Annotated in this window: 16 protein-coding genes and 2 rRNA genes; 13 read left to right on the top strand and 5 right to left on the bottom strand. The window is 47.9% G+C overall.

The window, feature by feature from the left end:
- From CAP50_RS12355 to CAP50_RS12340, 4 genes are all read left to right on the top strand, one after another.
- Positions 1-1,231 (top strand): 23S ribosomal RNA (locus CAP50_RS12355); the annotation flags it as partial.
- A gap of 123 nt (positions 1,232-1,354) precedes the next feature.
- Positions 1,355-1,469: ribosomal RNA gene (rrf, locus tag CAP50_RS12350) — 5S ribosomal RNA — on the top strand.
- Positions 1,470-1,578: 109 nt separating this feature from the next.
- Positions 1,579-2,409, top strand: coding sequence for a TIGR02391 family protein (locus CAP50_RS12345; RefSeq protein ID WP_083608634.1), 831 nt, complete (start codon positions 1,579-1,581; stop codon positions 2,407-2,409).
- A 20-nt stretch (positions 2,410-2,429) separates the two neighbouring features.
- On the top strand, positions 2,430-3,218 hold the full coding sequence (locus tag CAP50_RS12340) for a hypothetical protein (RefSeq protein WP_075102453.1): 789 nt from the start codon (positions 2,430-2,432) through the stop codon (positions 3,216-3,218).
- 161 nt (positions 3,219-3,379) lie between these two features.
- On the opposite strand, the gene CAP50_RS12335 is transcribed toward CAP50_RS12340, so the two are convergent.
- Both CAP50_RS12335 and CAP50_RS12330 read right to left on the bottom strand, forming a co-directional pair.
- Entirely contained in the window at positions 3,380-4,273 is an 894-nt protein-coding gene (locus tag CAP50_RS12335) for a pirin family protein (RefSeq protein ID WP_075102454.1), read from the bottom strand.
- 132 nt (positions 4,274-4,405) lie between these two features.
- Positions 4,406-4,666, bottom strand: coding sequence for a DUF1289 domain-containing protein (locus CAP50_RS12330; RefSeq protein ID WP_075102455.1), 261 nt, complete (start codon positions 4,664-4,666; stop codon positions 4,406-4,408).
- 190 nt (positions 4,667-4,856) lie between these two features.
- On the opposite strand from CAP50_RS12330, the gene CAP50_RS12325 reads away from it, so the two are divergent.
- The 3 genes from CAP50_RS12325 to CAP50_RS12315 all read left to right on the top strand — a co-directional run bounded on the left by CAP50_RS12325 (position 4,857) and on the right by CAP50_RS12315 (position 8,344).
- Positions 4,857-5,522 carry a YqiA/YcfP family alpha/beta fold hydrolase gene (locus tag CAP50_RS12325; RefSeq protein ID WP_100750119.1) on the top strand — a complete coding sequence of 222 codons (666 nt, stop codon included), beginning with the start codon at positions 4,857-4,859 and terminating at the stop codon, positions 5,520-5,522.
- A gap of 110 nt (positions 5,523-5,632) precedes the next feature.
- The gene (parE, locus tag CAP50_RS12320; RefSeq protein ID WP_075102457.1) at positions 5,633-7,519 is read left to right on the top strand and encodes a DNA topoisomerase IV subunit B; all 1,887 of its coding nucleotides are present in this window, start codon (positions 5,633-5,635) and stop codon (positions 7,517-7,519) included.
- Between the two features lie 129 nt (positions 7,520-7,648).
- The gene (locus CAP50_RS12315; RefSeq protein ID WP_075102458.1) at positions 7,649-8,344 is read left to right on the top strand and encodes a lysophospholipid acyltransferase family protein; all 696 of its coding nucleotides are present in this window, start codon (positions 7,649-7,651) and stop codon (positions 8,342-8,344) included.
- A 170-nt stretch (positions 8,345-8,514) separates the two neighbouring features.
- On the opposite strand, the gene CAP50_RS12310 is transcribed toward CAP50_RS12315, so the two are convergent.
- A complete protein-coding gene (locus CAP50_RS12310) occupies positions 8,515-9,297 on the bottom strand; it encodes an SDR family NAD(P)-dependent oxidoreductase (RefSeq protein WP_075102459.1) in 783 nt (260 codons plus the stop codon).
- A gap of 297 nt (positions 9,298-9,594) precedes the next feature.
- Between CAP50_RS12310 and CAP50_RS12305 the strand changes: the two genes are divergently transcribed.
- Positions 9,595-11,064, top strand: a complete 1,470-nt coding sequence (locus CAP50_RS12305; protein ID WP_075102460.1) for a hypothetical protein — start codon at positions 9,595-9,597, stop codon at positions 11,062-11,064.
- Positions 11,065-11,199: 135 nt separating this feature from the next.
- Here CAP50_RS12305 and CAP50_RS12300 read toward each other — a convergent pair whose 3' ends face one another.
- On the bottom strand, positions 11,200-12,918 hold the full coding sequence (locus tag CAP50_RS12300; protein WP_075102461.1) for a mechanosensitive ion channel: 1,719 nt from the start codon (positions 12,916-12,918) through the stop codon (positions 11,200-11,202).
- Between the two features lie 460 nt (positions 12,919-13,378).
- Here CAP50_RS12300 and CAP50_RS12295 point away from each other — a divergent pair, with 460 nt between their 5' ends.
- Positions 13,379-14,110 carry an FKBP-type peptidyl-prolyl cis-trans isomerase gene (locus tag CAP50_RS12295; RefSeq protein WP_075102462.1) on the top strand — a complete coding sequence of 244 codons (732 nt, stop codon included), beginning with the start codon at positions 13,379-13,381 and terminating at the stop codon, positions 14,108-14,110.
- A 251-nt stretch (positions 14,111-14,361) separates the two neighbouring features.
- Here CAP50_RS12295 and argA read toward each other — a convergent pair whose 3' ends face one another.
- Entirely contained in the window at positions 14,362-15,684 is a 1,323-nt protein-coding gene (argA, locus tag CAP50_RS12290) for an amino-acid N-acetyltransferase (RefSeq protein WP_075102463.1), read from the bottom strand.
- A gap of 502 nt (positions 15,685-16,186) precedes the next feature.
- On the opposite strand from argA, the gene CAP50_RS12285 reads away from it, so the two are divergent.
- From CAP50_RS12285 to CAP50_RS12270, 4 genes are all read left to right on the top strand, one after another.
- On the top strand, positions 16,187-16,783 hold the full coding sequence (locus tag CAP50_RS12285; protein WP_226941241.1) for a hypothetical protein: 597 nt from the start codon (positions 16,187-16,189) through the stop codon (positions 16,781-16,783).
- Positions 16,784-17,209: 426 nt separating this feature from the next.
- On the top strand, positions 17,210-19,525 hold the full coding sequence (gene recG, locus CAP50_RS12280; protein ID WP_075102464.1) for an ATP-dependent DNA helicase RecG: 2,316 nt from the start codon (positions 17,210-17,212) through the stop codon (positions 19,523-19,525).
- Between the two features lie 210 nt (positions 19,526-19,735).
- On the top strand, positions 19,736-21,034 hold the full coding sequence (locus CAP50_RS12275) for an efflux RND transporter periplasmic adaptor subunit (RefSeq protein ID WP_075102465.1): 1,299 nt from the start codon (positions 19,736-19,738) through the stop codon (positions 21,032-21,034).
- Entirely contained in the window at positions 21,031-24,129 is a 3,099-nt protein-coding gene (locus CAP50_RS12270) for an efflux RND transporter permease subunit (RefSeq protein WP_075102466.1), read from the top strand. The genes CAP50_RS12275 and CAP50_RS12270 overlap by 4 nt, the downstream gene beginning before the upstream one ends.
- The last annotated feature ends 288 nt before the right edge of the window (positions 24,130-24,417 follow it).

Below are 24,417 nucleotides of genomic sequence, written 5' to 3'. Positions count from 1 at the left end.
GAGAACTCTGCTGAAGGAACTAGGCAAAATGGTACCGTAACTTCGGGAGAAGGTACGCTGCTGATGGTGAAGGACTTGCTCCGTAAGCTATTGGCAGTCGCAGATACCAGGCTGCTGCAACTGTTTATTAAAAACACAGCACTCTGCAAACACGAAAGTGGACGTATAGGGTGTGATGTCTGCCCGGTGCTGGAAGGTTAATTGATGGGCTTAGCGTATGCGAAGGTCTTGATCGAAGCCCCAGTAAACGGCGGCCGTAACTATAACGGTCCTAAGGTAGCGAAATTCCTTGTCGGGTAAGTTCCGACCTGCACGAATGACATAATGATGGCAGCGCTGTCTCCAGCAGAGACTCAGTGAAATCGAAATCGCAGTGAAGATGCTGTGTACCCGCGGCTAGACGGAAAGACCCCGTGAACCTTTACTACAGCTTTACATTGAACTTTGACCTGACTTGTGCAGGATAGGTGGGAGGCTTTGAAACCGAGACGCTAGTCTTGGTGGAGCCAATCTTGAAATACCACCCTGGTCATGTTGGGGTTCTAACTCAGGTATAACAATACCGAGGACAATGTATGGTGGGTAGTTTGACTGGGGCGGTCTCCTCCTAAAGAGTAACGGAGGAGTACGAAGGTGCGCTCAGAACGGTCGGAAATCGTTCATAGAGTATAAAGGCAAAAGCGCGCTTAACTGCGAGACCCACAAGTCGAGCAGGTACGAAAGTAGGTCTTAGTGATCCGGTGGTTCTGTATGGAAGGGCCATCGCTCAACGGATAAAAGGTACTCTGGGGATAACAGGCTGATACCGCCCAAGAGTTCATATCGACGGCGGTGTTTGGCACCTCGATGTCGGCTCATCTCATCCTAGGGCTGAAGCAGGTCCTAAGGGTATGGCTGTTCGCCATTTAAAGAGGTACGCGAGCTGGGTTTAGAACGTCGTGAGACAGTTCGGTCCCTATCTACCGTGGGCGTTGGAAATTTGAGAGGATCTGCTCCTAGTACGAGAGGACCAGAGTGGACGAACCGCTGGTGTTCGGGTTGTCATGCCAATGGCATTGCCCGGTAGCTACGTTCGGATGGGATAACCGCTGAAAGCATCTAAGCGGGAAGCCCACCTCAAGATTAGATTTCCCTAAAGAGCCGTTCAAGACTAGGACGTTGATAGGCAGGGTGTGGAAGCGCAGCGATGTGTGGAGCTAACCTGTACTAATTGCTCGTTTGGCTTGACCATACAACACCCAAGTGGTTTGTATCAAGCATTATATCGATATCACCTTTATCCTTGATTCAGTTAGGATAAGTGATACTTAGTCAWATAAGTAAAACAAACACAGACTCATATCTAACCCCCTTTGCTGACGACAATAGCACGATGGCACCACCTGATCCCTTCCCGAACTCAGAAGTGAAACATCGTTGCGCCAATGGTAGTGTGGCTCCGGCCATGTGAGAGTAGGTCATCGTCAGCTCCCTATTCCTAAAAGCCCCCGACACTTATGTGTTGGGGGCTTTTTTTATGGGTATATTTCTGGAAAATATTAGTATATCCTTTCTTAGTTTGATAACTGAGGAACAATAGTGAAGGCTAAATTAGCAGGTATTCAATACATAGGCGACAGTGGTATTACGCAAGAATGTAAAAAAGCAGTTATAAACCTAATCCATGCTGGCGAAAAAATACATGAAGTAAAAGTACTCACCTTTGAAGAGCCTTATTCAAAAGCTCATGCCTTATTGCTAACCCTTGAGTATGATATTCAGACAGTCATTAAAGGTGGTTTTGCTTCAGGTTACAACGGAGAAGGGCCAAAAGGATATGCATTCGTGTTAAATTTACTGCGGAACTATACAGATAATATTAATGAATACATTATTTCAAAATCAATTTTTGAACGTATATGTAATTCAAGTTTAAGTGTAAAAGATTTGGAATATATCAATAGTATAAAGCCAGTGCGTCCTGCTAGATGGCATGATTCTGCTTACCTTTACAAGGAACGTGAACTTAATATTTTTAGTGAGTTCCCTCTTACTATTCCTATGGCTTTACTTGATAAACGTCTTATTAAGCTAGCACTGGAGTTTGAAACAAATCCAGATAACGCAATAATGAGCGGATACCGGAAAATTGAAGATATCGTCAGAGAGCGTACTGGTTTAAGTAACGAAAGTAGCACTAAGCTGTTTGCAAAAGCCTTTCAAGGTGATAATTCGGTTTTGTATTGGGAGAACTTAGAGTCAGGCGAATCTAAAGGAAGAGCTTCTCTATTTGCCAATGTTTTCATGGCTTATCGCAATAATCGTGCACATCAAGAACCTAAACATAATCTAAGCGACGAAATTCGAGAATTCATGCTAATAAACCAGTTATTCATTTTAGAAAGTAAAGCGGTTGTAAGAAAATCTTAAATTTAAAAGGAAGTATTTAATTGAAGAATAAAATTCAGACAATGACATCTAGTAAACTGATTAGCGTATTATTTAAAATTTTTATATCAGCTATAGTTGTAATGGCTGCTGTCTTCATACTGTACTTTTCAAATTTTAATGGAAAATTCACATCGCAACCTGAGTATTGGGGAACATTCGGTGATTTTGTTGGCGGAACTTTGAACCCAATATTAAGTTTTTTTGCTTTAATGGCACTTCTCATTACAATTATTCTTCAAAATCGTGAATTAGAAGCTACTAGAGATGAAATAGCTCAATCTAGATTAGCTGCACAAGAACAAGTTGTGCATTTTAAGAATGAAAGTAAAAAAGCTGATGTATATAAAACGATTCAAGTTTTAGAAATTAGATTAGAAAGACTTTACAAAGAACCATTATATTTTATTTCTGATGGAAAGCTTCGAAAAAGAGAACTCTATTTCTTACTGACTTTTGCTACAGATGATGCGTTAACACAAATTATTAAACCAGAAGAGCGTCCACCTGAAGATTATGAAACTGAACTAGTAAACACTAAATCGACGCTCATGGATTTGCACTTAACGATAGTGAAGCTATCTATGCAGCTAACAATGCTTACAGAGTATCGAAATAATAATGCAATTTTATTTTTCTATGAACCAACAATTAATCATTTAGCTTCTAAATTAGACAAAATTGGTTACCTACCTCCAGATGATAAAAAGTCACTTAAGATTAATGCAGATATAAGAAGTAGGAATTTGAATGCTCAAAATCAAACCCTAAATGCTGACGTTCAACTATGAGTTTTAGACTATGCTTATCAATGCCCATACTTAACTATACCCGTCATTCGGTAAGACTCGGCAAACAGCTAAAGCAGCAACTTTCCCAAAAAAAAGCCCATATTAGCGAACTAATACGGGCTTTAACGTGTAATAAAATATTCAACAAATTAGGCTATCAACTAAGCACCTTCACCAAATTTACCACTTTGGAAGTCAGTGACTGCTTGCATGATCTCTTGCTGACTGTTCATGACAAACGGACCGTATTGCACAATCGGCTCACGTAGTGGGCGTCCAGTGATTAAGATCACTTTGGTGTCTTCATTACTATCAGCGGTAATGGTAACACCATCCGTATTGTCATCATTTTTTAAGATAGCCATAGTCTTAGTCGGCACGGTTTCGCCTTCAATATCTACCGTGCCGCGATATACAAAAGCAAAGGCATTGTGATCAGCCGGAATGGCTTGGCTAAAGCTCGTGCCTGCTGGCATATGGATATCTAAATACGTCGGCTCAGTGATGTCGCGGGTGACTGCACCTTCTACGCCGTGTGATGTACCTGCAATTACCGTGACGTCTACGCCATCTTCTGTGGTGTATTTAGGCAAGTCCTCACTTTGGAAGTCTTTATACCAAGGATCATTCATTTTATCTTTGGCAGGTAGATTGAGCCACAGCTGAAAACCTTCCATCGCACCGTCTTCTTGTTCCGGTAGTTCCGAATGGATCACGCCGCTAGCTGCCGTCATCCACTGCACGCCGCCATTTTGTAATAACCCTTCGTTGCCGGCGCTATCACGATGGCGCATACGACCCGTGATCATATAAGTAATAGTCTCAAAACCGCGATGCGGATGGTTTGGGAACCCAGCGACATAATCATCTGGATTGTCACTTTTAAAGTTATCAAGCATCAGATAAGGGTCGAGGCGCTGTTGCAGCTGCTGCGTCAGTACGCGAGTCAATTTAACGCCAGCACCGTCTTGAGTATCGACCCCAGCGTGTAGCTGCTCGATTTGACGTGAGTGGGTGACGGTGTCTTTTACGCTATTTATTAGGCTGTTATCCATTGTACTCTCCTACATTTTTAATGACTACTCGCATATATTTGAGGATATGGATATAAAATTCAATAGCTACTATGTAGTTCATCTATAATAGTTTGAGTCGTTATTAAACGCATATTAACTATTTTTCATTGATTAAAACAGCTCTCCTGTCTCAGCCACTTCGTTAAAATCAAAGCCTAGCTGCTCGTTTTTGCGCTGGCGCATCTGCTCGATACGCTGTCTGCGCCCATTGACCAGTCGTAGTACTTCACGGCGCTGTTCTGTTGTCATATCATGCCATAGCTGACGCTCTGTACGACTACGCAGACAGCCAAAGCAATAGCCTTTTTTATTGCTTTGACAGACACCAATACAGGGATTGGCAATCTCGAACAGTTCAAACTGCTGATTCATGGCAGCTCCATTGCTATTGTCATTAGTCCTTTTACTTATATCGTCGTATAGTCAGATACTGTTATTATGGTGCAAATACTGAATAATAGTGTGCCGTTTTAGTGTTATTGTTTTGCTCGCGGTAGTGCTATGCTGGATTTTTATTATCGAGATACAACCATCTTAACAAAACCAATAAGTGAGATGATACGTGAATATTATTTATATCCATGGCTTAGACAGTGATGCCAATTCTATAAAAGGCTCGCTATTAGAGGAGTATTGTCGCCAGTATGATCCTGATATCAAGGTGTTACGCCCCGATCTAAATAAGACGCCAGATCAAGTGTTTGACCAGATGCTGTCGTTAATCGATAGTGTGGCGAGCAAAAACCCTCATGATCAAGATACGGTCTTGGTCGGTAGCTCATTAGGCGGGTATTTTGCTACGTTGCTCAGTAACCATACCGGCTGTCCGGCGCTTTTATTAAACCCTAGTATACAGCCGCATCAGACACTGCAGCGATTTAAGTATAACGCTGAGACTAAGGACGACGGTGCGAAGGACGAGGATGCGAAGGACGAGGCGTCCGAGGTGCTATACACCACTTTGGGTGGTTGGCGCATCACGAATGCTGATTTAGAGTGGTTTGCGTGCCATCAGCTATCGAGCCTTAACTATCCTAAAAAAGTAGTCGCGCTAATCAAAGAGGGTGATGAGTTGCTCAATAGCAGTCTTTCTGCCAACTTCTATAGGGAGCAAGGAGCGACGGTCAATATGCAAAAAGGCGGCGATCATCGCTTTAGTGATTTTAAAACACAATTGCCCAAAGTCATCGAGGTCATACAGCAATTGGTCAAAGGTCGCTTGGTTTAAAGAGACGACATTATCTGACGTGAGCGACTGAGTATTGACCTTAATGGCGTTATTTTTCGTTATAATGGTTGTATAGAATTCATCGTATATAAACAGTTAAGGATGCATTTGTGAGTCAATATAATGCGCAATCGTTAGAAGTTTTAGAAGGGCTGGAGCCGGTACGCCGTCGCCCCGGGATGTATACTGACACCACCCGTCCCAACCATTTGGCCCAAGAAGTCATCGATAACTCCGTCGATGAAGCGCTGGCAGGGTATGCCAAAACCATCAAAGTACAGCTGCATAGCGACGGCTCGCTATCGGTCGAAGATGATGGCCGCGGTATGCCAACCGATATCCATCCTGAGTTTGGTCAGTCAGGTATTGAGCTGATTTTGACGCGTCTACACGCAGGCGGTAAGTTTTCGACCTCCAATTATGAGGTATCGGGCGGGTTGCACGGTGTCGGTATCTCTGTGGTCAATGCGCTATCAACACGCGTTGAGGTCACAGTATGGCGCGATAGTACGCAGTTTGCGATGGCGTTTGAAAATGGCGCAGCGGTGACGCCGTTGACTAAATCTGTCAGCTCCAATAAACGCAAACGCGGTACTCGGGTGCAGTTTTGGGCCGATGGCAGTTTTTTTGATACGTCAAAATTCAATGTCAAACAGCTCAAGCATAACCTAAAAGCCAAGGCGGTATTGGCCGCTGGTCTGACGATTGAGTTTGTCGATGATATCAATGACGAAAAAGTCGTTTGGCAGTTTACCGATGGGGTGGTTGAGTACCTCAGTGAGCAGCTAGATGGACTTGAGACCCTGCCATCTGAGCCATTTTATTATAATCATGAGGCAAAAGACGGTGAGCGCGCGGGTATTACCTTTGCTTTATCGTGGCTGCCTGAGGGTGGTACGCCGATTCAAGAAAGCTATGTCAACTTGATTCCAACTGCGCAAGGCGGCACGCATGTCAATGGCCTACGTACTGGTATCTTAGAGGCACTGCGTGAGTTTTGCGATATTCATAATCTATTGCCTCGCAATGTGAAGCTGACGGCAGAAGATGTGTGGGATGGGGTCAACTATATCCTATCGCTCAAGTTTTCTGAGCCGCAGTTTTCTGGTCAAACCAAAGAGCGTCTCTCGAGCCGTGAAGCTGCCGGTGCGGTGCAGACCCTCGCAAAAGATGCCTTTAGCCTATGGCTCAATCAGCATGCCGATATGGGTACTCAAATCGCCGAGCTGGCTATTAATAAAGCTGGTCGACGGCTCAAGTCTGCCAAAAAGGTCGCCCGTAAAAAAATCTCCCAAGGGCCTGCATTACCGGGTAAGCTTGCCGATTGTCGCGGCGATCTGCGTGATGGGGCTGAGCTGTTTTTGGTTGAAGGCGACTCTGCGGGCGGCAGTGCCAAGCAAGCACGCGATCGACATTATCAAGCGATATTACCGCTGCGTGGTAAGATTCTGAACACGTGGGAAGTCTCATCAGATACGGTGCTGTCGAGCCAAGAGATTCATGACATCGCCATCGCTATCGGTGTCGATCCTGCCTCAGATGATCTCTCTGAGCTGCGTTATGACAAGATATGTATCCTCGCCGATGCCGACTCTGATGGCCTACATATTGCCACGCTTATCTGTGCGCTGTTTGTCAAACATTTCCCAGCACTGGTGGATGCCGGCCATTTATTTGTCGCGATGCCGCCGCTGTATCGTGTCGATGTCGGTCGCGAGGTGCATTATGCGTTAGATGAGTCTGAGCTTGAGCATATTTTAGCGGGCGTACCTGGGAATAAAAAAGCGCAAATCACTCGCTTTAAGGGACTCGGTGAGATGAGCGCTGAGCAGCTACGTGAGACCACCATGAACCGCGATACACGGCGTCTGGTGCAGCTGGATATGGATGACATGATACTGACCAATGGCGTGATGGATATGCTGCTGGCCAAAAAACGCGCCGCCGATCGCAAGTCGTGGTTAGAGAGTAAAGGTAATTTAGCAGACATACCGTGATGTTTGTCATTGATCGCTCGCCCATGGGCAAGTGTCTGCCGAGCGCCTATGCAATAAAAGTATAAAAGATAATCTCGCCCGATAAGCTTAATGTTATGATATGGCTATCTTTAATTATATGGTGCCGTCATGACATCAACGTTATTTAATCGTGCTAAATCGGGCCGCTCTGAGTCTGCACGAGTCAAAGCATTACCAAAACTTAGCAAAAAACATCTGGGTGATTTGGTACCAAGACGGGGCAATAAGTTTGCGCCTGTCCTTGCTTCAGCCTTACTCAAAGCAGCTGGCTGGCGTACAGTCGGTGAGGTGCCCAATATCCCGCAAGCGGTGGTGTTGGCATTGCCGCATACTTCAAATGTCGATGGTATTTATGCCATTCCAAGCCTATTTGCGCTGGATCTTAAGATCAGCATTTTGGGCAAACATACTTTGTTTAAAGTACCTGTCTTTGCCCAGTTGTTAAATTGGATAGGTGTGATTCCGATTGATCGGGGCAACAAAGGCTCGGTACTACAAGCGAGTATCGATAAGTTTAAAACTGGTCAGCCACTGTTTTTGGGTTTGGCACCAGAGGGCACGCGCCAGTACACCAAAGGCTGGAAGTCGGGATTTTATTACTTGGCAATGGGTGCGGGCGTGCCTATATTGCCAGTGGCGATGGATTATAAAACCAAAGAGATACGTTTTATGTCGCCCATTTATCCGAGTGGCGATATCGACGCTGATTTGCCAAAAATCTATGCGCAGTATAAAGGGGTGGTGCCCAGACATCCTGAGCGCTTGTCGCAGCCTCTGCAAGACATCAATCGCGCGACAGATTAAGCGCTATGGGTTTTATGCGCCGCGCAGGCTTTGAGGTTTTATATATAACCAGCCCTTGACATCTGATGATATCAAGGGCTGTTTTTTATGACAAAGGCAAGAAGCGCTGGTTATTAGTGAGCGAGGTAACGGTAATTATGAGGTCTGATGGTGTTTGATTGATGGCTGGATCAAAACTGCGGCTGGCCGTTTGAGGCACTGACGCCGCCATCGACGGGTAAGTTGACCCCCGTGATCATCGCCGCGTCGTGACTGGCTAAAAAAGTAATGGCGGCAGCAATATCGTTTGGTGTCGCTAAGCGGCCGAGTGGACAGCGCGCCAAAAACTTATCGGTTTTATTGTCGTTGTTTTGAATGGCGCTGCTCATGTCAGTTTTGGTAACGCTGGGATTGACCGCATTGACTCGCACGCCATCTGGCCCATGGTCTAAGGCTAGCGTGCGGGTGAGGTTGGTCACTCCGGCTTTAGCAGCGTTATAAGCGGCCATGTTCCAGTCGCCGCCGACCCCTGAGAGCGAGGAGACATTGACGATGTTGCCCTTGGTCGCAATCAGATGCGGCATGGCGGCTTGCGAGACATAAAACGTACCATTTAGATTGACATCGATGGCAGCTCGCCAGTCTTCGGCTGACAAGTCAGTGATTTTCCCTTGCATGGCTTTGCCAGCGTTATTGACCAAAATATCAATCTGTTCAAACTTATCGACGGCGCGTTTGATCATCTCTTGTACTTGGCTTTGTATGCTGATATCACAAGTGATGGTCAGATAGTTATCGGTATGAATCCACGTACGGTCTTGTGGAAACTCTTTTGCAGTCTCTTCTAAGGTTTCAGCGGTACGACCGACCAAGACGACATTGGCACCTTCTTGGGCAAAACGTATAGCAGTCGCCCGGCCAATACCTGAGCCTGCGCCTGTGACGATGACGGTTTTTTCTTTAAAGCGTTTCATGGTATTCAATCCTTGTTATTATATGACAATCATGGGCGGTGTGAGCCGAGTATCCTTGAGGTGTCAGATGTGACAGATGCTGAGGGGATAAAAGACCATCAGCTGTATCGAGTCGCGTCTGGCTCGTCTCGTCAAATCCCTAAACTATATAAAGACGCACGTAAGCGCTGCTGTGCTGATATCATCATAACAACTCATTGCGCTGAAAGCGACTGTGTCTCATGACGCTTATGTCGTTTAATTTTTCATAATATTTGGGGTGTGTTGAACACGCCATAATCATAAAAGGTTGAAACGGTGGCTGATTTGACTGACCTAACCGAGGATCTGGCTTGCTACCTGCAGGGCACAGCGGCAGGCGTAAGCGTTGGCGATATGCAGGCAGTGACGCGTCAATACAACGCCTACTATGACGCTCGGCAATCCTGCTATCAGCTGCCGCTTGGGCGGTTGCAATGGTTGGATCTGACACTGTATCTACCAAGGCATAGTAGCGCGAAGACTATTAAGTCGGCGCGAACGGCGACGCTAAAGGCGGTGCTGGCATGGTATAAGACTTCTTGCGTCGCGGATAGCAAGGACAATCAACATAAGCATGATCGAAGCGATAACGGTCAAAGCGATAATCAAAGCGATAATCAAAATCATGACAAGAAAAGCCGCCGCGATGTATTGGTCTTTGATATCGTCTTTTTCGATGAGACAGAGATGAGCGCTGATATACCGACACTCTCACCGCAACAGCGCTTAGCAAATCGCCTGACGCATCATTTTGATACTGCTTATTTTATGGAAGATTTGGTCATCGATATGAGTGGTGAACCGCGGCCGCTACAAATCTTCAGTCATGTTGACTGGCAGAAGCTGTCGTCAACGCTACAGACGCCTTGTGAGCTATGGCGGTTTTTGCGCTATTATTTACAGCAGCTCCAGCAGTCACTTAGCGATCAGCACGCACATTTTGAAAGGGTGGCAGATTTGGTCACTCAGTTTTTGTACAGCCCGTCTGTATTTACTCATGCCATCACCATTGATAATGCTCTTATAAAAGCGGGCGTGCAAGATGCGCCCAATGCGGCGTTGATCGCCATGACGCTGGCGCACAAAAATCAAAGTGCGACAGCGCAGATGTATCAGCAGCACATGGCACAAGCTGCCACACTATGGTCACAGCTAAGCGGCCAGATGATAGCGATGTGCCGTGATGAGCGACTGAGCAATAGCGCCCAAATGTCCTCAGAGGTTGATTTTTTATATTGGCAGCAGCAGCTACTCGACGAGTCATTGTTTTCTCGTCATGAGCTGGTACGCACTCTATACCGACATCCAAAGCAACCAGACAGCCTAAAAAGCGCCGGTTACGTGGTACATCAGCACTCGTATGAGAGTCTGGGTCGGCATTATGTGCTGATATTTTATGGTCAAAATCAGGAAGGGCAGCATAGCAAACAAGCCATTCAGCCAAACTTGGCAAAAATTGCTCAAGATGTGGCCACGCGCTTACCGATAGCAGCGCTGCATCATGTCATTATTTTGGGGGTGGAATTCATCAATGGAAGGCAAGAAACCTTTATCGATATTGATTTATGGATCCAACCCGTTGCGACCATGACCCAGCGTGAGCGCCAACTCACCAAGCAGATACAACAGCTGCAACAGCAAAAAATGCCAGTGGCAGGCACTTCTGCGGATAACGACCATCCAGCAGAAGCCCTGCCGCAAGTTCGTTTGAATCTCACCATTCCGGCGCGTAAAAGTAATAAATAGCACTATTGATAGCGACTGATAGGTATAAAACACACATTTATGCCCACAAAAAAAGACAGCCTAAGCTGTCTTTTTTGGTTTAAGCGAGCATAAAACTGATGAATTTATCTCAAGAACACATACTTCGAGAGCAAATTACTTATTATTGATATCGTCGTTTAGACCGCTACCTGGTAGCAAGTTGTTATTGTCGATATCTGCATCAGTGATACTACCATCGGTAACATCGTTATCGATATCAGCGGTGTCGATAGCATCGGTATCGACGCGAGTGGTATCGACGACATCAGTGTGAGTATCAGTAGTCTTCGTTGCCGCTGATGGGGTATTTTCGCGGACAGCATCAGCAAACTTCTCACGAGTCGATGCACTCGGCTGTAGCATAGACTTGGCTTTGGCTTCATCTTGCTCTTCATCCATTTTGTCTTGCATCTTACGTAAGAAGCGGGCGGCTGCTTCTTGACCACCAAGACCGAACGAGAGAGCAAAGGCCACGGCAACTGCGCCTAGTGTCAGACCAAAGGCTAGGTTGACGATAGAGTCAGCAATGCCCATCGCTTTTAGACCCATAGCAAGTACAAGACCCATGATTAAGACGCGCACGATGTTTGCTAAGAACTGTGAGCCTTGCTCAGAGCGCTCCACCACACCAGCGATGATGTTGGCAAGCCAAAAGCCGATGAACAGAATAATCGCGCCCAAGATAATGTTGGCACCAAAGGCGATAAACATCGCGATGATGGCTGAGATTGGCTCAAAGCCTAATAAATCAGCGGCAGCGATAGCGGCAAATAACATGGCAAAAAAGACAATGGCATAACCGACAAGATCAGAGACTTTCTTATCACCCATGGTTTCTTGTAGGCCAACCTTGGCAGGTATCTGATTGATCTCTGTGTTTTCAATCAAACCTTTGATGATATTGGCAACCATACGCACCACATAAAACGTCACCACTAAGATAGCCGCTGCCATAAAGATGTTTGGCAACGCTTCCATGATTTTGTTTAGCATATTGGTCGCTGGGCGCGAAATTACTTCGATTTTTAAAGCGTTTAATGCCGCGATAATCGTCGGGATAATCACCACTAAAAATGCCAAAGACCCTGCAATATTCGGCAGGCTGTTTTTTTCGCTCAAGCCTGCTTTTGAGGCCAGCTCTTGTATATTAAAGGTAGACACAAGATTGGTGACGATACCGCGCACCACTTTTGCAATGATGTAGCCGACGACAAACACCACGCCAGCAATGATGATGTTAGGGATAAAGCTAAAGATTTTATCAACCATGTTAGTCAATGGCGCAAACAAACCATCAAGCTCTAATTGACCGAGTACCATGGTCAATACCACCAATAAGATGAACCAATAAACCATATCGGCTATCGTGCTGCTCATGGGTTTTACGCCTGCTTGTGCACTTAGGCGTTCATCCATCGAAGTTTTAGCAAGGGCGGCGTTGATAGCAGTACGCGCCACAGTGGCGACGACCCAACCGATCACCCCAACGGCGATAGCGCCGATCAAGTTAGGGATAAAGGCCAGTACTTGATTGACCATATTGGCAAACGGTGTCGAAATGGAGTTCAGATTCAATTGGTTCAACGCTCCAGAAATGGCGATGATAAAGATAAACCAAAATACGATTTTAGAGATGATGCCTTCTAAATCGTAGGTTTTGCCGGTTGAAGAATTCATGCGTTGGTTGAGATTCACTTTAGACAGTACATTGCGAACCAAAGCCGCGATACCCAGTGCGACAAGCCAGCCAATAATAAATATCAAAATGGCCCCAATGATGGAACCAATAGGCCCACCCAGATAACCGTTAAAAGACGCAAACATTGGATTCATCTTATCCTCCTTTAATCATCATATAAAAGCCGCCGAATGATAGGCTAGGTACTGCTATCAGCGAGCGAAACCAACATAGATGGTTATGATAAATAGCTTTTTTAAGTCGGTTGTGCGGTGATATTATAATTTTTAAGTGTAAAAATTCATCGAAAAAACATCGGCTTATCTTGTGCTAATTGCTATACCACCAATGTCATATCATCCATGATAAAGAGTTACACTCGGTTACTTATCACCTGAACTCATTCAGCTTAGCTGATGTATTAGGGGATTTAAAGATAGAAAGCTTAACGTGTTACTGTATTTGTGTGATAACTTGTTATCGTGACAGGAAATATTAACACAGACTGTACATTCGCCCGATAATTTTTTGCCAAACATGGCTCCTAAAACCAAGATTTGCTATCATAGGAACATGTGACATCTTGCCACTATTCTTACAATTTGAGAGTACTTTATGAAAAAAATCACTACCTTAAGCGTTGGTGCACTTGCTAGCGCTATGTTGTTAGTTACAGGCTGTAGCACCAATAACGGCAATCAAGAAACCGCGGCGCAAAGCATCTCAATTACTGAGCAAAGCTCGGCGAACGAAAAAGTAGGCTATAGCTTGGGTTATATGATGGCCGAAGGTAACAAAGAAGCGGTCGGTGATCTAAATCTTGATACTTTTGAGCAAGGCTTTCGCGATGGCTATGAAGGCAACGACTCAGCACTGACCCAAGAGCAGATGCAACAAGTCTTGATGGATTATCAAAAAGAGCAAGAAGAAAAATTTGTTAAAGACATGGAAGCCAAAGCCACAGAAAACAAAGCGGCAGGCGAAGCCTTTTTAGCAGAAAACGCTAAGAAGGAAGGCGTAAAAGAAACCTCTTCTGGTCTGCAGTACAAGGTCATCGAAGCAGGTACAGGCAAATCACCAAAAGCCACCGATGTGGTCGAAGTCAATTACGAAGGTAAGCTGATCGACGGTACAGTATTTGATAGCTCATACGAGCGCGGCGAGCCAATTGAGTTCCCACTCAATCAAGTCATCGCGGGCTGGACAGAAGGTCTACAACTGATGAAAGAGGGCGGCAAATACGAGTTTTATATCCCATCTGACATCGCGTATGGTGAAGCGGGTAACGCGGGTATCGAGCCAAACAGTACGCTTATCTTTACGGTTGAGCTATTAAACGTAAAATAATGCATTAGGGCACTCATCGCTTTTAGTGTTATATCTGGCATTGACAGACTGATATCTGTGCGCGACTGCCTCTATCAGGTGTCGTTTATAAGGCATCACTTATAAAGTGCCATTTACAGAGTGACATTGATAAAGTATCAGTGACCAACTAAAAAGTTACCCTACCAATTTTTAGCGTTGATAAAAAAGCCCTCATTTATAAATGAGGGCTTTTTTGGTTTGGCGCGGCGGTTGACCAAAGCCTGCCTAGATTATAAGGTTTTTTGAAAGACCTTAGAGTTACGACCGTTGTTGTACTTTTCGCGGCGCGCAGCGGGCAGAGCGCTGGCATCGACTTCGGCAAAACCGTGCTCGACAAACCAATGGGCGGTGCGAGTCGTTAAGACAAAGAGCTTGTGTAGGCCATGGCTACGTGCTTGCTGCTCGATAAATGCCAGCAAATCATTGCCGCGGCTGCCGTTACGGTATTCGGCATGGACGGCGACGCAAGCGACCTCTGCTGAGTCGTCATCGAGTGGGTATAAAGCGGCGCAGCCTAAAATCATGCCATCACGCTCGATGACGCTGTAGTTGTCGATTTCTTGCTCGAGGCGCTCACGCGAGCGAGCCACCAAGATGCCTTGCTCTTCAAGTGGCGTCAAAAGCTCGAGCAGGCCGACCACGTCATCGATGTTGGCGTGGCGGATTTCTTCATAAGGGTCGTGGCTGATTAGGGTGCCAGAGCCATCACGGGTGAATAGCTCTTCGAGGAGCGCGCCGTTTTTGGCGTATGAGATGATGTGCGTGCGATGGACACCTTGGCGGCAAGCCACACTGGCACAGTGTAAGAAATAATTGATCTCACAGTTTAGGTCGCGGTCGCGTAAGAAGCGATCGACTTCGTTTGGAATCATCTCTCGTAGCAAGCGATCATTGTCATTGATGCCGGCTTCTTCGCCTAAGAAAATAAGCTTATCGGCACCCAAGCTCACTGCGGTGCTAAGCGCCACGTCTTCGGCGAGCAAATTAAACACTTCGCCTGTCGCTGAGTAGCCCATCGAGCCCAATATCACGATATGGTCGTGGAGCAGATTGTTTTTGATGGCTTCAACATCGATCGAGCGTACTTCGCCTGTCATTTGGTAGTCGACGCCATCACGAACGCCATAAGGCCGCGCTGTGACAAAGTTGCCAGAAATCGCATCGATACGAGAGCCGTACATGGGCGAGTTGGCCAAGCCCATCGATAGCTGCGCTTCGATCTGTAGGCGGATGGCACCGACCGCCTGTAAGATGGCCGGCATCGCTTCTCGCGGCGTGACACGAATATCTTGATGCAGGGGCGAGGTGATGGCGGCGTCTTTTAAGTTTTTTTCGATTTGTGGCCTAGATCCATGCACCAGCACCAGCTTGATACCTAAGCTATGGAGTAAGGCAAAGTCATGGATTAGGGTGCTAAAATTTGGATGGTTGACCGCTTCACCACCAAACATAATCACGAACGTTTTGCCGCGATGCGTATTGATGTAAGGGGCTGAGTTGCGAAACCAATGAACGTATTCAGGATTGATCTGTGGCATGGCGCTAGTAGTCATAATAGGGGCAGTTGTGGTTAGAATAAAAAAGGCGCGGCAAACAAGCCGATCGCTAAAGAATTACCATAGCAAAAAACGCCGTTATGAGCTATCTTTTATTTCAGTGGTGTTTATCATTTTCAGAGCCGATGCACTATATACACAACCGCAACACGGGGCTTATGTACAGCTATAGGGTTTTTGCTATGCTAAACGCTATTGCTTTACAGACCGCGAACGAAGATAATCAAGAAAAATAAATGCCGTCTTTGGCATGCAACTATAGTAGATTCAATTTAAAAATGTTATAGCGCTACTGGTATAAATTTTCCTTGTGTGCTGTATACACAGAGGCTGCGAAAAATTCATCCCAGTAGCGCTTTGGAACTTATGACAGTTTTGTTTTGAACTGACTATATACTGCCCAATGCCGGAGAGCCACGCGCGCATCAATAGATGAGCGAGCGTCATACCGATAGTGAAGCGGTATCGCGGCGTTTTATCGATATATCAACGAGGGATAATGAACACCATGAAAAAAACCAACCACTTTGCCAGTCCATTTAGCGCATGGAGCGGACATCGCTTATTTCACGTTGTTGCCGGTACGCTTATCGGCGCAATGGTCGTCACGCAAGCCTCTGCCATGTTGCCAACGCCAGAGCAGACGGTAGACGCTTCAGCTGCGGTACAAACGAGTACTAGCAACGCCGGTAACTCAAGCGCTCAAGCAGTCACTAGTAAAATCACCGCCTCTTTGGTCAGTGTCGATGCCAATGGCGAAGAAGTGCTGGTACCAGTCAACGCCAACACCCGGCTGCAGTCAGGCAATGTGCTGGAGTATCAAGGGTACTTTACCAATACTAACGCTGACCGCGTGCGTAAGATGACCGTGACCATGACTATACCTGAGCAGGTCGAGCTGCTGCGTACAGTAGCGCCTGATTTTCCATACGGCAGTGTCGATGGTAACACCTTTGCTCGCATGCCGCTGCGTACTCGCGTAGACAATCAACTGGTCGATGTCGATCTCAAGCACTACAAAGCCGTACGCTGGGATTTGCAGGGCGTCGGGCTCAATGACACCGTGGCAGTAAAATACCGTGCACGCGTCAAGTAGCCTCGTAGCCGGCGATGATGATATGACTGCTCGTTAAGTCATGGCATCACATTATTTATATAGTCATTTTTATAGTGTATTAACGATATATAAATGAATAAAAAGCACTGCAATGTATCAATTGTGGTGCTTTTATCGTATTAGGCATCTTTGCAGCACGTGCGCACGACACGCCCTAGTCAGTTCAAAATAAAGTGGTTATCTGTGTAAGCACGCGACTGAATCGAAGGCACGCAGTACGCAAGTAAAGTTTAGACCAGTAGCACTATGTCATTGTTAGAGGGGGTCGACTGCTAAATACCGTGTTATCAAATCGCTTGGCATAATCGATGGTGTTGTCAGTTATAATAAAATCAGCCAGTGATTTATAGTGTGATGATAATACTTGCTTTTGTCGATGGAAATAAAAAATTGCTAGGATCTTCGATGACCACATCCGCCAATCAGTCCCTCAGTCACTTTACCGCACCTGCACGGCCAGCAGGCGCAGTCTCGCCATTAGATATGCCAGTGACAGCGCTGGCGGGTGTTGGGACAAAGGTCGCTGCACAGTTGGCGCAGTTGAATATCAAGCGGATATTTGATCTGCTGCTCCATCTGCCGCGTGATTATGAAGATCGTAGTCGCTTGGTGGCCATCGCTGACGTGGAGCACGGGCAAGCGGCGTTGATTACGGGGCGTGTGGTGCATGTCGATACCAAACGAAATGGCATGACCGTCATTGTCGATGATGATACGGGCACGATTTCTCTGCGATTTTTTAAGGTCTATCGTGGTCTTGCTCAGACCATGAGTGTAGGTACGCGGCTGCAACTGTTTGGTGAGGTCAAAGTCAGTCGCTATGGCAAGCAGATGCACCATCCTGAATATCAGGTGCTAACTGATAGTACTGCCATCACCAATACCGGCCTGCAACCCATTTATCCTACTGTCAAAGGCTTGCATCAAAACAAATTGCGCACTTTGATTAAGCTGGCTCTCCAGACGGTGCGCAGCCAAGGTCTGCCGATGACGCTATTTACGCCAGCGGATTTTGCGGTGGTGGCAGATTTGCCATTGGTGCCTTTTGCGCCAAAACCGGCAGTGACCGCAGAGATCGACTATCCAGACGATATATTTTCAACGCTTGCGCGGCGTGTGCCAGATCATACTCTAGCTCATGGTGCCGATGAGTCCAGCAGCGCTGCTAGTACGGCCAATAATAATGTCTATAACTTGACGATATTTGAAGCATTGGTCCTGCTACATACCCCGCCCACTTATACCGATGCCAGACAGCAATATCAGCTGCTGACTCAGCTCAGCGCTCGTAGCCACGCGGCTTGTCAGCGCCTTATCATTGAGGAGTTGACCGCCCATCAGTTAAGTTTGCTATATCGTCGCCAGCAGTTGCATCAGTACAAAGCGCCCAAGTGTGCCGCTCACAGCCCTTTGGCTGACAAGCTGTTTGCCGCGTTGCCGTTTGATTTGACCGGTGCGCAGCGGCGCGTGCTCACAGACATTACCACAGATATGGCAACGTCGATCCCCATGCTCAGACTGGTACAGGGCGATGTGGGCGCTGGCAAGACATTGGTTGCCGCAGGCGCGGCGGGCTATGCGCTCGATAGTGGCTGGCAGGTGGCAGTCATGGCACCGACCGAGATTTTAGCAGAGCAGCATCTGTTAAACTTTAAGCAGTGGTTTGAGCCATTAGGCATCGGTGTGGGCTGGCTGGCGGGCAAGCAAACCGCCAAGCAGCGCCGCGAAGCGCTAGCGGCGGTAAGTGAAAACACCGTGCAAGTGGTGGTCGGTACTCATGCGCTGTTTCAGGAGCAAGTGCAATTTGCCAAACTGGGCTTGGTCATTATCGATGAGCAGCATCGTTTCGGCGTTGAGCAGCGTATGGCGCTCACTAATAAAGGCGTGGCAGGCAGTACGCCGCATCAGCTGATCATGACCGCGACTCCTATTCCGCGTACGCTGGCGATGAGTGTCTATGGTGATATGGATACCTCTATTATCGATGAGCTGCCACCGGGACGTACGCCCATCACCACCGTGACGATTGACCGTAATCGCCGTGATGAAGTGATTGAGCGTATTGCGGTGAACTGTGCTGCAGGTAGGCAGGCGTATTGGGTATGCTCGTTGGTAGAGGAGTCGAGCGTGCTTGATGCGCAAGCGGCAGAAGCGACGTTTGAGGATTTAAGTGCACGCTTAGATATTCGTATCGGGCTGGTGCATGGCAAAATGAAACCTGCTGATAAGCAAGCCATCATGCAGGAGTTTAAAGCAGGCAATCTTGATTTATTGATTGCCACCACTGTCATCGAAGTCGGCGTCGATGTGCCCAATGCCTCGCTGATGGTCATCGAAAATGCTGAACGTCTGGGTCTATCACAGCTGCATCAGTTGCGCGGCCGCGTTGGACGTGGCTCTACCAAGAGCTTTTGCGTCCTACTGTATCAAAAGCCTTTATCAGAGACGGGCACTGAGCGGCTAAATGTGCTGCGAGATAGCACTGATGGTTTTGTCATTGCCCAAAAAGACTTGGAGCTGCGCGGACCAGGCGAGCTGCTGGGCAAACGACAAACAGGCAATGTCGGCTATTATTTGGCTGATTTGATTCGCGATGAGCAGTTATTTGCCATTGCGCAGCGCTTGGCCAAGCATCTGATTGCAGATCCTGCGCGCAAAGCCGATGTCAGTCAGCTGATACATCGCTGGATGCCGGAGGCCAGCCGTTATACCAATGCTTGAGCTGGTTGAGTTGCCTGAAGTGTTTTAAACTGAGGACTTTACAGCTGAAGGCTTTAAGACAGCGAGCAATAAGAGAATAACAAAATTATGTTATTCTTAATGGTTTTATAAATTACTATACTAAAAAACAGTAGGTTATGAGTAAGTAGCGCAATCATCATTGCTCGCCCTGTTTTATCTTATGATGGCTTGTATTGATAGAGACTACCCATGAATGATTCTGACAAGACGCACCCAAAACCCGTAAACGAGACAGAGCTACCGCCGTACCGTCAGCCCAGTACGCCCGCAACCGTTTCAGCAAAGCTGCCTTTATGGCTGTGGCCGGTACTGGTGGTGGTACTGGTATTAGGTGTCTTGTTGGGGAGATATTGGGGCGCTGATAAGACGGCGACGGATACTCCCACTGCGCCTAACGCGTCAAGTAATGAGGTAGGTGACAAGGCGGCCAGTGACGCGCAGGCAGTGCTATCAGTTGAGACAGTAATGCCCAGCCAAGATACGATTGGCAATACCTTGAGCGCCGACGGTACGATTAGTGCCAAAGACACGGCCAATGTCAGTGCCAAAGTCAATGGCGTGGCTGTCGAGCGCGTCTTGGTGGAGGAGGGCGATCGCGTCAAAGCAGGCCAAGTGCTGGCGGTGTTTGATACCGATGCGATGGAGCAGCAGGTGTTGCAAGCCGAAGCCGACGTGGCCGAAGCCGAAGCCACCCTTGCCAATGCCAGTGCCGATGCCGCACGGGTCTTACCCTTGATAGACATCGATGCCATTAGTAGGCAAGAAGCCGATCGCTATCGCACCTCTGAGGTGCGTGCTAGAGCGTCTTTGCAGGCGGCAAAAGCGCGGCTCAACAGTCAGCGTTTGACCTTGGATAACGCTAAGGTCGTCGCGCCAGTCAGCGGCGTCATCAGTGACAAGATGGTGGAGGTCGGCATGGTCGCAGGCGGTGAACCGCTATTTACCATCATAAAAGGCGGGGAATTAGAATGGCGCGCAGATATCGATCCAAAGCTTGTTGGGGAAGTCACTGTTGGCACGCCTGTGCGTGTCAGCCTACCAGATGGCGACTCTGTGATGGGGCAAGTCAGTCGCATCGCGCCGACAGCGGACAACAATCGCCAAATCACCATCTATGCTAGCCTAGCGGCCAACGCAAAAGTACGCGCTGGCATGTATCAAACGGGCGAGTTTTTATTGGGTAGCAGCAACACCCAAACCATTCCTAACAGTGCGGTGGTCAGCAATGATGGCTATGACTATGTGATGATGGTCACACAAATTCGCACCGACCACGCAGCGCAAAAAACGGGCCGTATCAAGCAGCAGCGTGTGAGTTTGGGTGAGCGTCTCGGCGATAGTGTGGCGGTCACAGAGCCATTGCCGAGCGACAGTCAAATCGTCAAGCAAGGCGGTAGTTTTTTAAATGATGGCGACTTGGTGCGCATCGTCGATGGTCTGAATCAATCCAATAATAACGCTGATACAGCTTCGCAGGCGCGCTCATGAGCCTAAATGTATCTGCTTACTCGATTAAAAATCCGTTGGTCGCTATTTTGCTGTTTGTACTGCTGACGTTGGGCGGTATTTATGGCTTTATGCAAATGAAGGTGCAGCAGTTCCCTGACATTGATTTGCCTGCCGTGGTGGTAACCGTCACTCTGCCTGGCGCGGCACCTACCCAGCTCGAAAACGACATTGCCAAAAAAGTCGAAAATAAACTGACCAGTATCGAAGGTGTCAAGCATATTCGCACCACCTTGCAAACCGGCGCTGCCACCATGGTCACTGAGTTTGTCCTAGAAAAAGACATCCAAGAAGCGGTCGATGATGTGCGCTCAGCCGTCGGTGAGGTGCGAGGGGATCTGCCAGCCGCGGCCAATGATCCGATTATCACTAAGGTCTCAACCGCAGGGTTTCCGGTGGTGACTTATTCTGTCGCCGCAGAAAACATGAATGTAGCAGATCTGTCTTGGTTCGTTGATGATACGGTCACCAAGCGGTTATCTGATATCCCTGGTGTCAGTACCGTTAGCCGTATCGGTGGCCTGCAGCGTGAGATTACCGTGGCAGCGGACCCGATTGCGCTCAGTGGTTTAAAGTTTCCTATTTCTCAGCTATCGCAGCAAATCGCTGGGATTCAGCAGGACAGCTCAGGCGGTGAAGCCGAGGTCGGTAAAACCACGCAAACCATTCGCGTGCTTGGGGCGGTCGAGCGCGCAAGCGACTTAAACGACCTACAAGTGGCCGTGCCGACAGGTGGCACGCAAGCGCTTAGACGTATGGCGCAAATCACCGATGGTGCTGCTGACCCAAGTTCGATTGCTAAGCTTGATGGGCAGACGGTGGTGGCGTTTAACATCACCCGCTCGCGCGGTGCCAGTGAGGTCGAGGTCATGGAGCGTGTCGATGCCGAGCTTGCCAAACTGGCGGCCGATACGGGTAATATCAGTATCGAAAAAGTCTATGATCGAGCCACCCCTATCGCCGAGGATTATCAAGCATCACTGCGTATGCTGATAGAAGGCGGGTTATTGGCCGTCGTGGTGGTGTTTTTATTTTTGCGCAATATCCGTGCGACCATTGTCGCAGCTGTGGCGTTGCCATTGTCCGTTATTCCTACCTTTTTGGGTATGTATCTGTTTGGCTTTAGTCTCAATATTATTTCTTTATTGGCATTGTCATTGGTGATTGGGGTGTTGGTCGATGATGCCATCGTAGAGGTCGAAAACATCATTCGTCATCTGCGTATGGGCAAGACGCCTTATGAGGCGGCGATGGAAGCGGCTGATGAGATTGGTCTGGCAGTCGTTGCTACTACCTTTACCTTGATTGCTGTGTTTTTGCCGACGGCCTTTATGGGCGGTATTGTTGGGCAGTTCTTCCGTCAGTTTGGCTGGACAGCGGCTTTGTCGATATTTGCGTCCTTGATGGTAGCGCGACTGATCACGCCGATGATGGCAGCTTACGTACTGCGGCCAGAAAAAAATCGCGTGGAAAAACAAAGCGCGCTGATGGATTGGTATCTTAAAGTGGTTGCATGGACACTGCGCCATCGTTGGATAACGATGGGAGCGACTTTAGTATTGTTTGTGGCGTCGTTGGCTTTAGTGAAGTTGCTACCGACCTCCTTTATTCCTGACAATGATATCGATCAGACGCGTGTTGAGATAGAGCTGACGCCAGATGTGGCGCTCGAAGATACCGAGCGCGTGGCAGCGATGGCCAGTGAGCGTATCTTGGCCATGCCTGAAGTGACCAATATCTTTACCTCGGTAGGGGAGGCGCAAGCTGCTATGGAGCCCAGCTCTGGCGGCAAAGCCGAAAATATCGCAGGGCTAGATGTCGTCCTTGCGCCGCGCGCAGAGCGTATCTCTAAGCAAGAGATTGAGCGCAAAATCAGTCATCTGCTCGCGGAGGTACCTGGCGCACGCTTTACCGTTGGTCTATCGAGCGGCGGCGAGACAGGCTACAACTTTTCTTTAACCAGTACCAATCCAGAGGTGCTAGAGCAGACCGCCCAGCAGATTATGACTGAAATCCGAGCGCTGCCCAGCGCCGGCGCAGTGACCAGTGACCGTAGCCTGCCGAGGCAAGAGCTTACGGTCATGCCTGACAGACTGGCGATGGCAGATAAAGGCGTCACCACGCAAGATATCGCCACCACGCTACGAGTGGCAACGGTCGGCGACTATGAGCAGCGCTTATCTAAGCTTAATCTCGATACCCGGCAGATTCCTATTGTGGTGCGACTGCCTGATGTCGCCAAACAAAACGTCAGCCAATTAGAAGGCCTATACGTGCCAAGTGCACTGCCTGCAGGACAAGGGGTACGCGTGGGCGAAGTGGCCGATCTAAACTTTGGGACAGGCCCGGCCCAGATCAACCGGCTTGACCGCGAGCGCGCCATTAGTATTACTGTGCAGCCTTCTGATGGCGAGCTTGGCGACTTGGTGCAGGCGGTCAAGTCGGTACCAGCGATGCAGACGCTGCCGCCATCGATTACCATCATTGACCAAGGTCAGGCAGAAAACATGGCAGAGCTGTTTAGTGGTTTTGTCATTGCCATGTCGGTCGGTGTGGTCTGTATTTTAGGCGTGCTGATCTTATTATTCGGCCGTATATTGCAGCCCTTTACCATCCTGATGGCGTTGCCGCTTTCGATTGGTGGTGCGTTTGTCGGCTTGGTCATTACCAATAGTAGCCTGTCGATGCCCTCGATGATTGGCTTTATTATGCTCATGGGTATCGCCACCAAAAACTCTATCTTATTGGTGGATTATGCCTTGATCGCTCAGCGCCGCGGCTTGGCTCGTTTTGATGCCATCATTGATGCTTGTCGCAAGCGTGCGCGCCCAATTATCATGACGACCATCGCCATGGGCGCAGGGATGCTGCCTTTGGTATTTGGGTGGGGCGATGCCGATCCGACGTTCCGTCGCCCAATGGCCGCAGCCGTATTGGGCGGCCTTGTCACCTCGACACTACTGAGCTTAGTAGTGATTCCGGTGGTATATACATTGATGGATGATCTATCGGGATGGTTTGCCAAATGGTTGACGCCAAGTGGCAAACCGCAGTCGAGCACTGATAATCACACTTAAATAAGGATTTTGTCGGGCTTACTTGGCTAATTTTAGTCGTTCTAAGTGTCTATTTTACCAATAAAGCGGCAAAAAAGAGTCCTGCTCCCCACTCGAGCATCGTTCTCGCCTTGTGAACGGGCAAAGCAGTGCTTTGCTCGATCTACTCTCAAGGCTGATGCTAAAACTGCCCCATATACTGCGTTACAAATCTAGTTAAGGCATCTCATTATCATCGCTTTGCGACTTGTCTGGAGCCATTTTAGCGATTAGCAGTGCCTTTTTTGAAGGTTTCACACACCCTAGAGA

The organism is Psychrobacter sp. L7, from assembly GCF_002810365.1.
In the GTDB taxonomy this organism is placed as follows: Bacteria; Pseudomonadota; Gammaproteobacteria; order Pseudomonadales; family Moraxellaceae; genus Psychrobacter; species Psychrobacter celer.
This window is presented reverse-complemented; position numbering and strand designations above follow the sequence as displayed.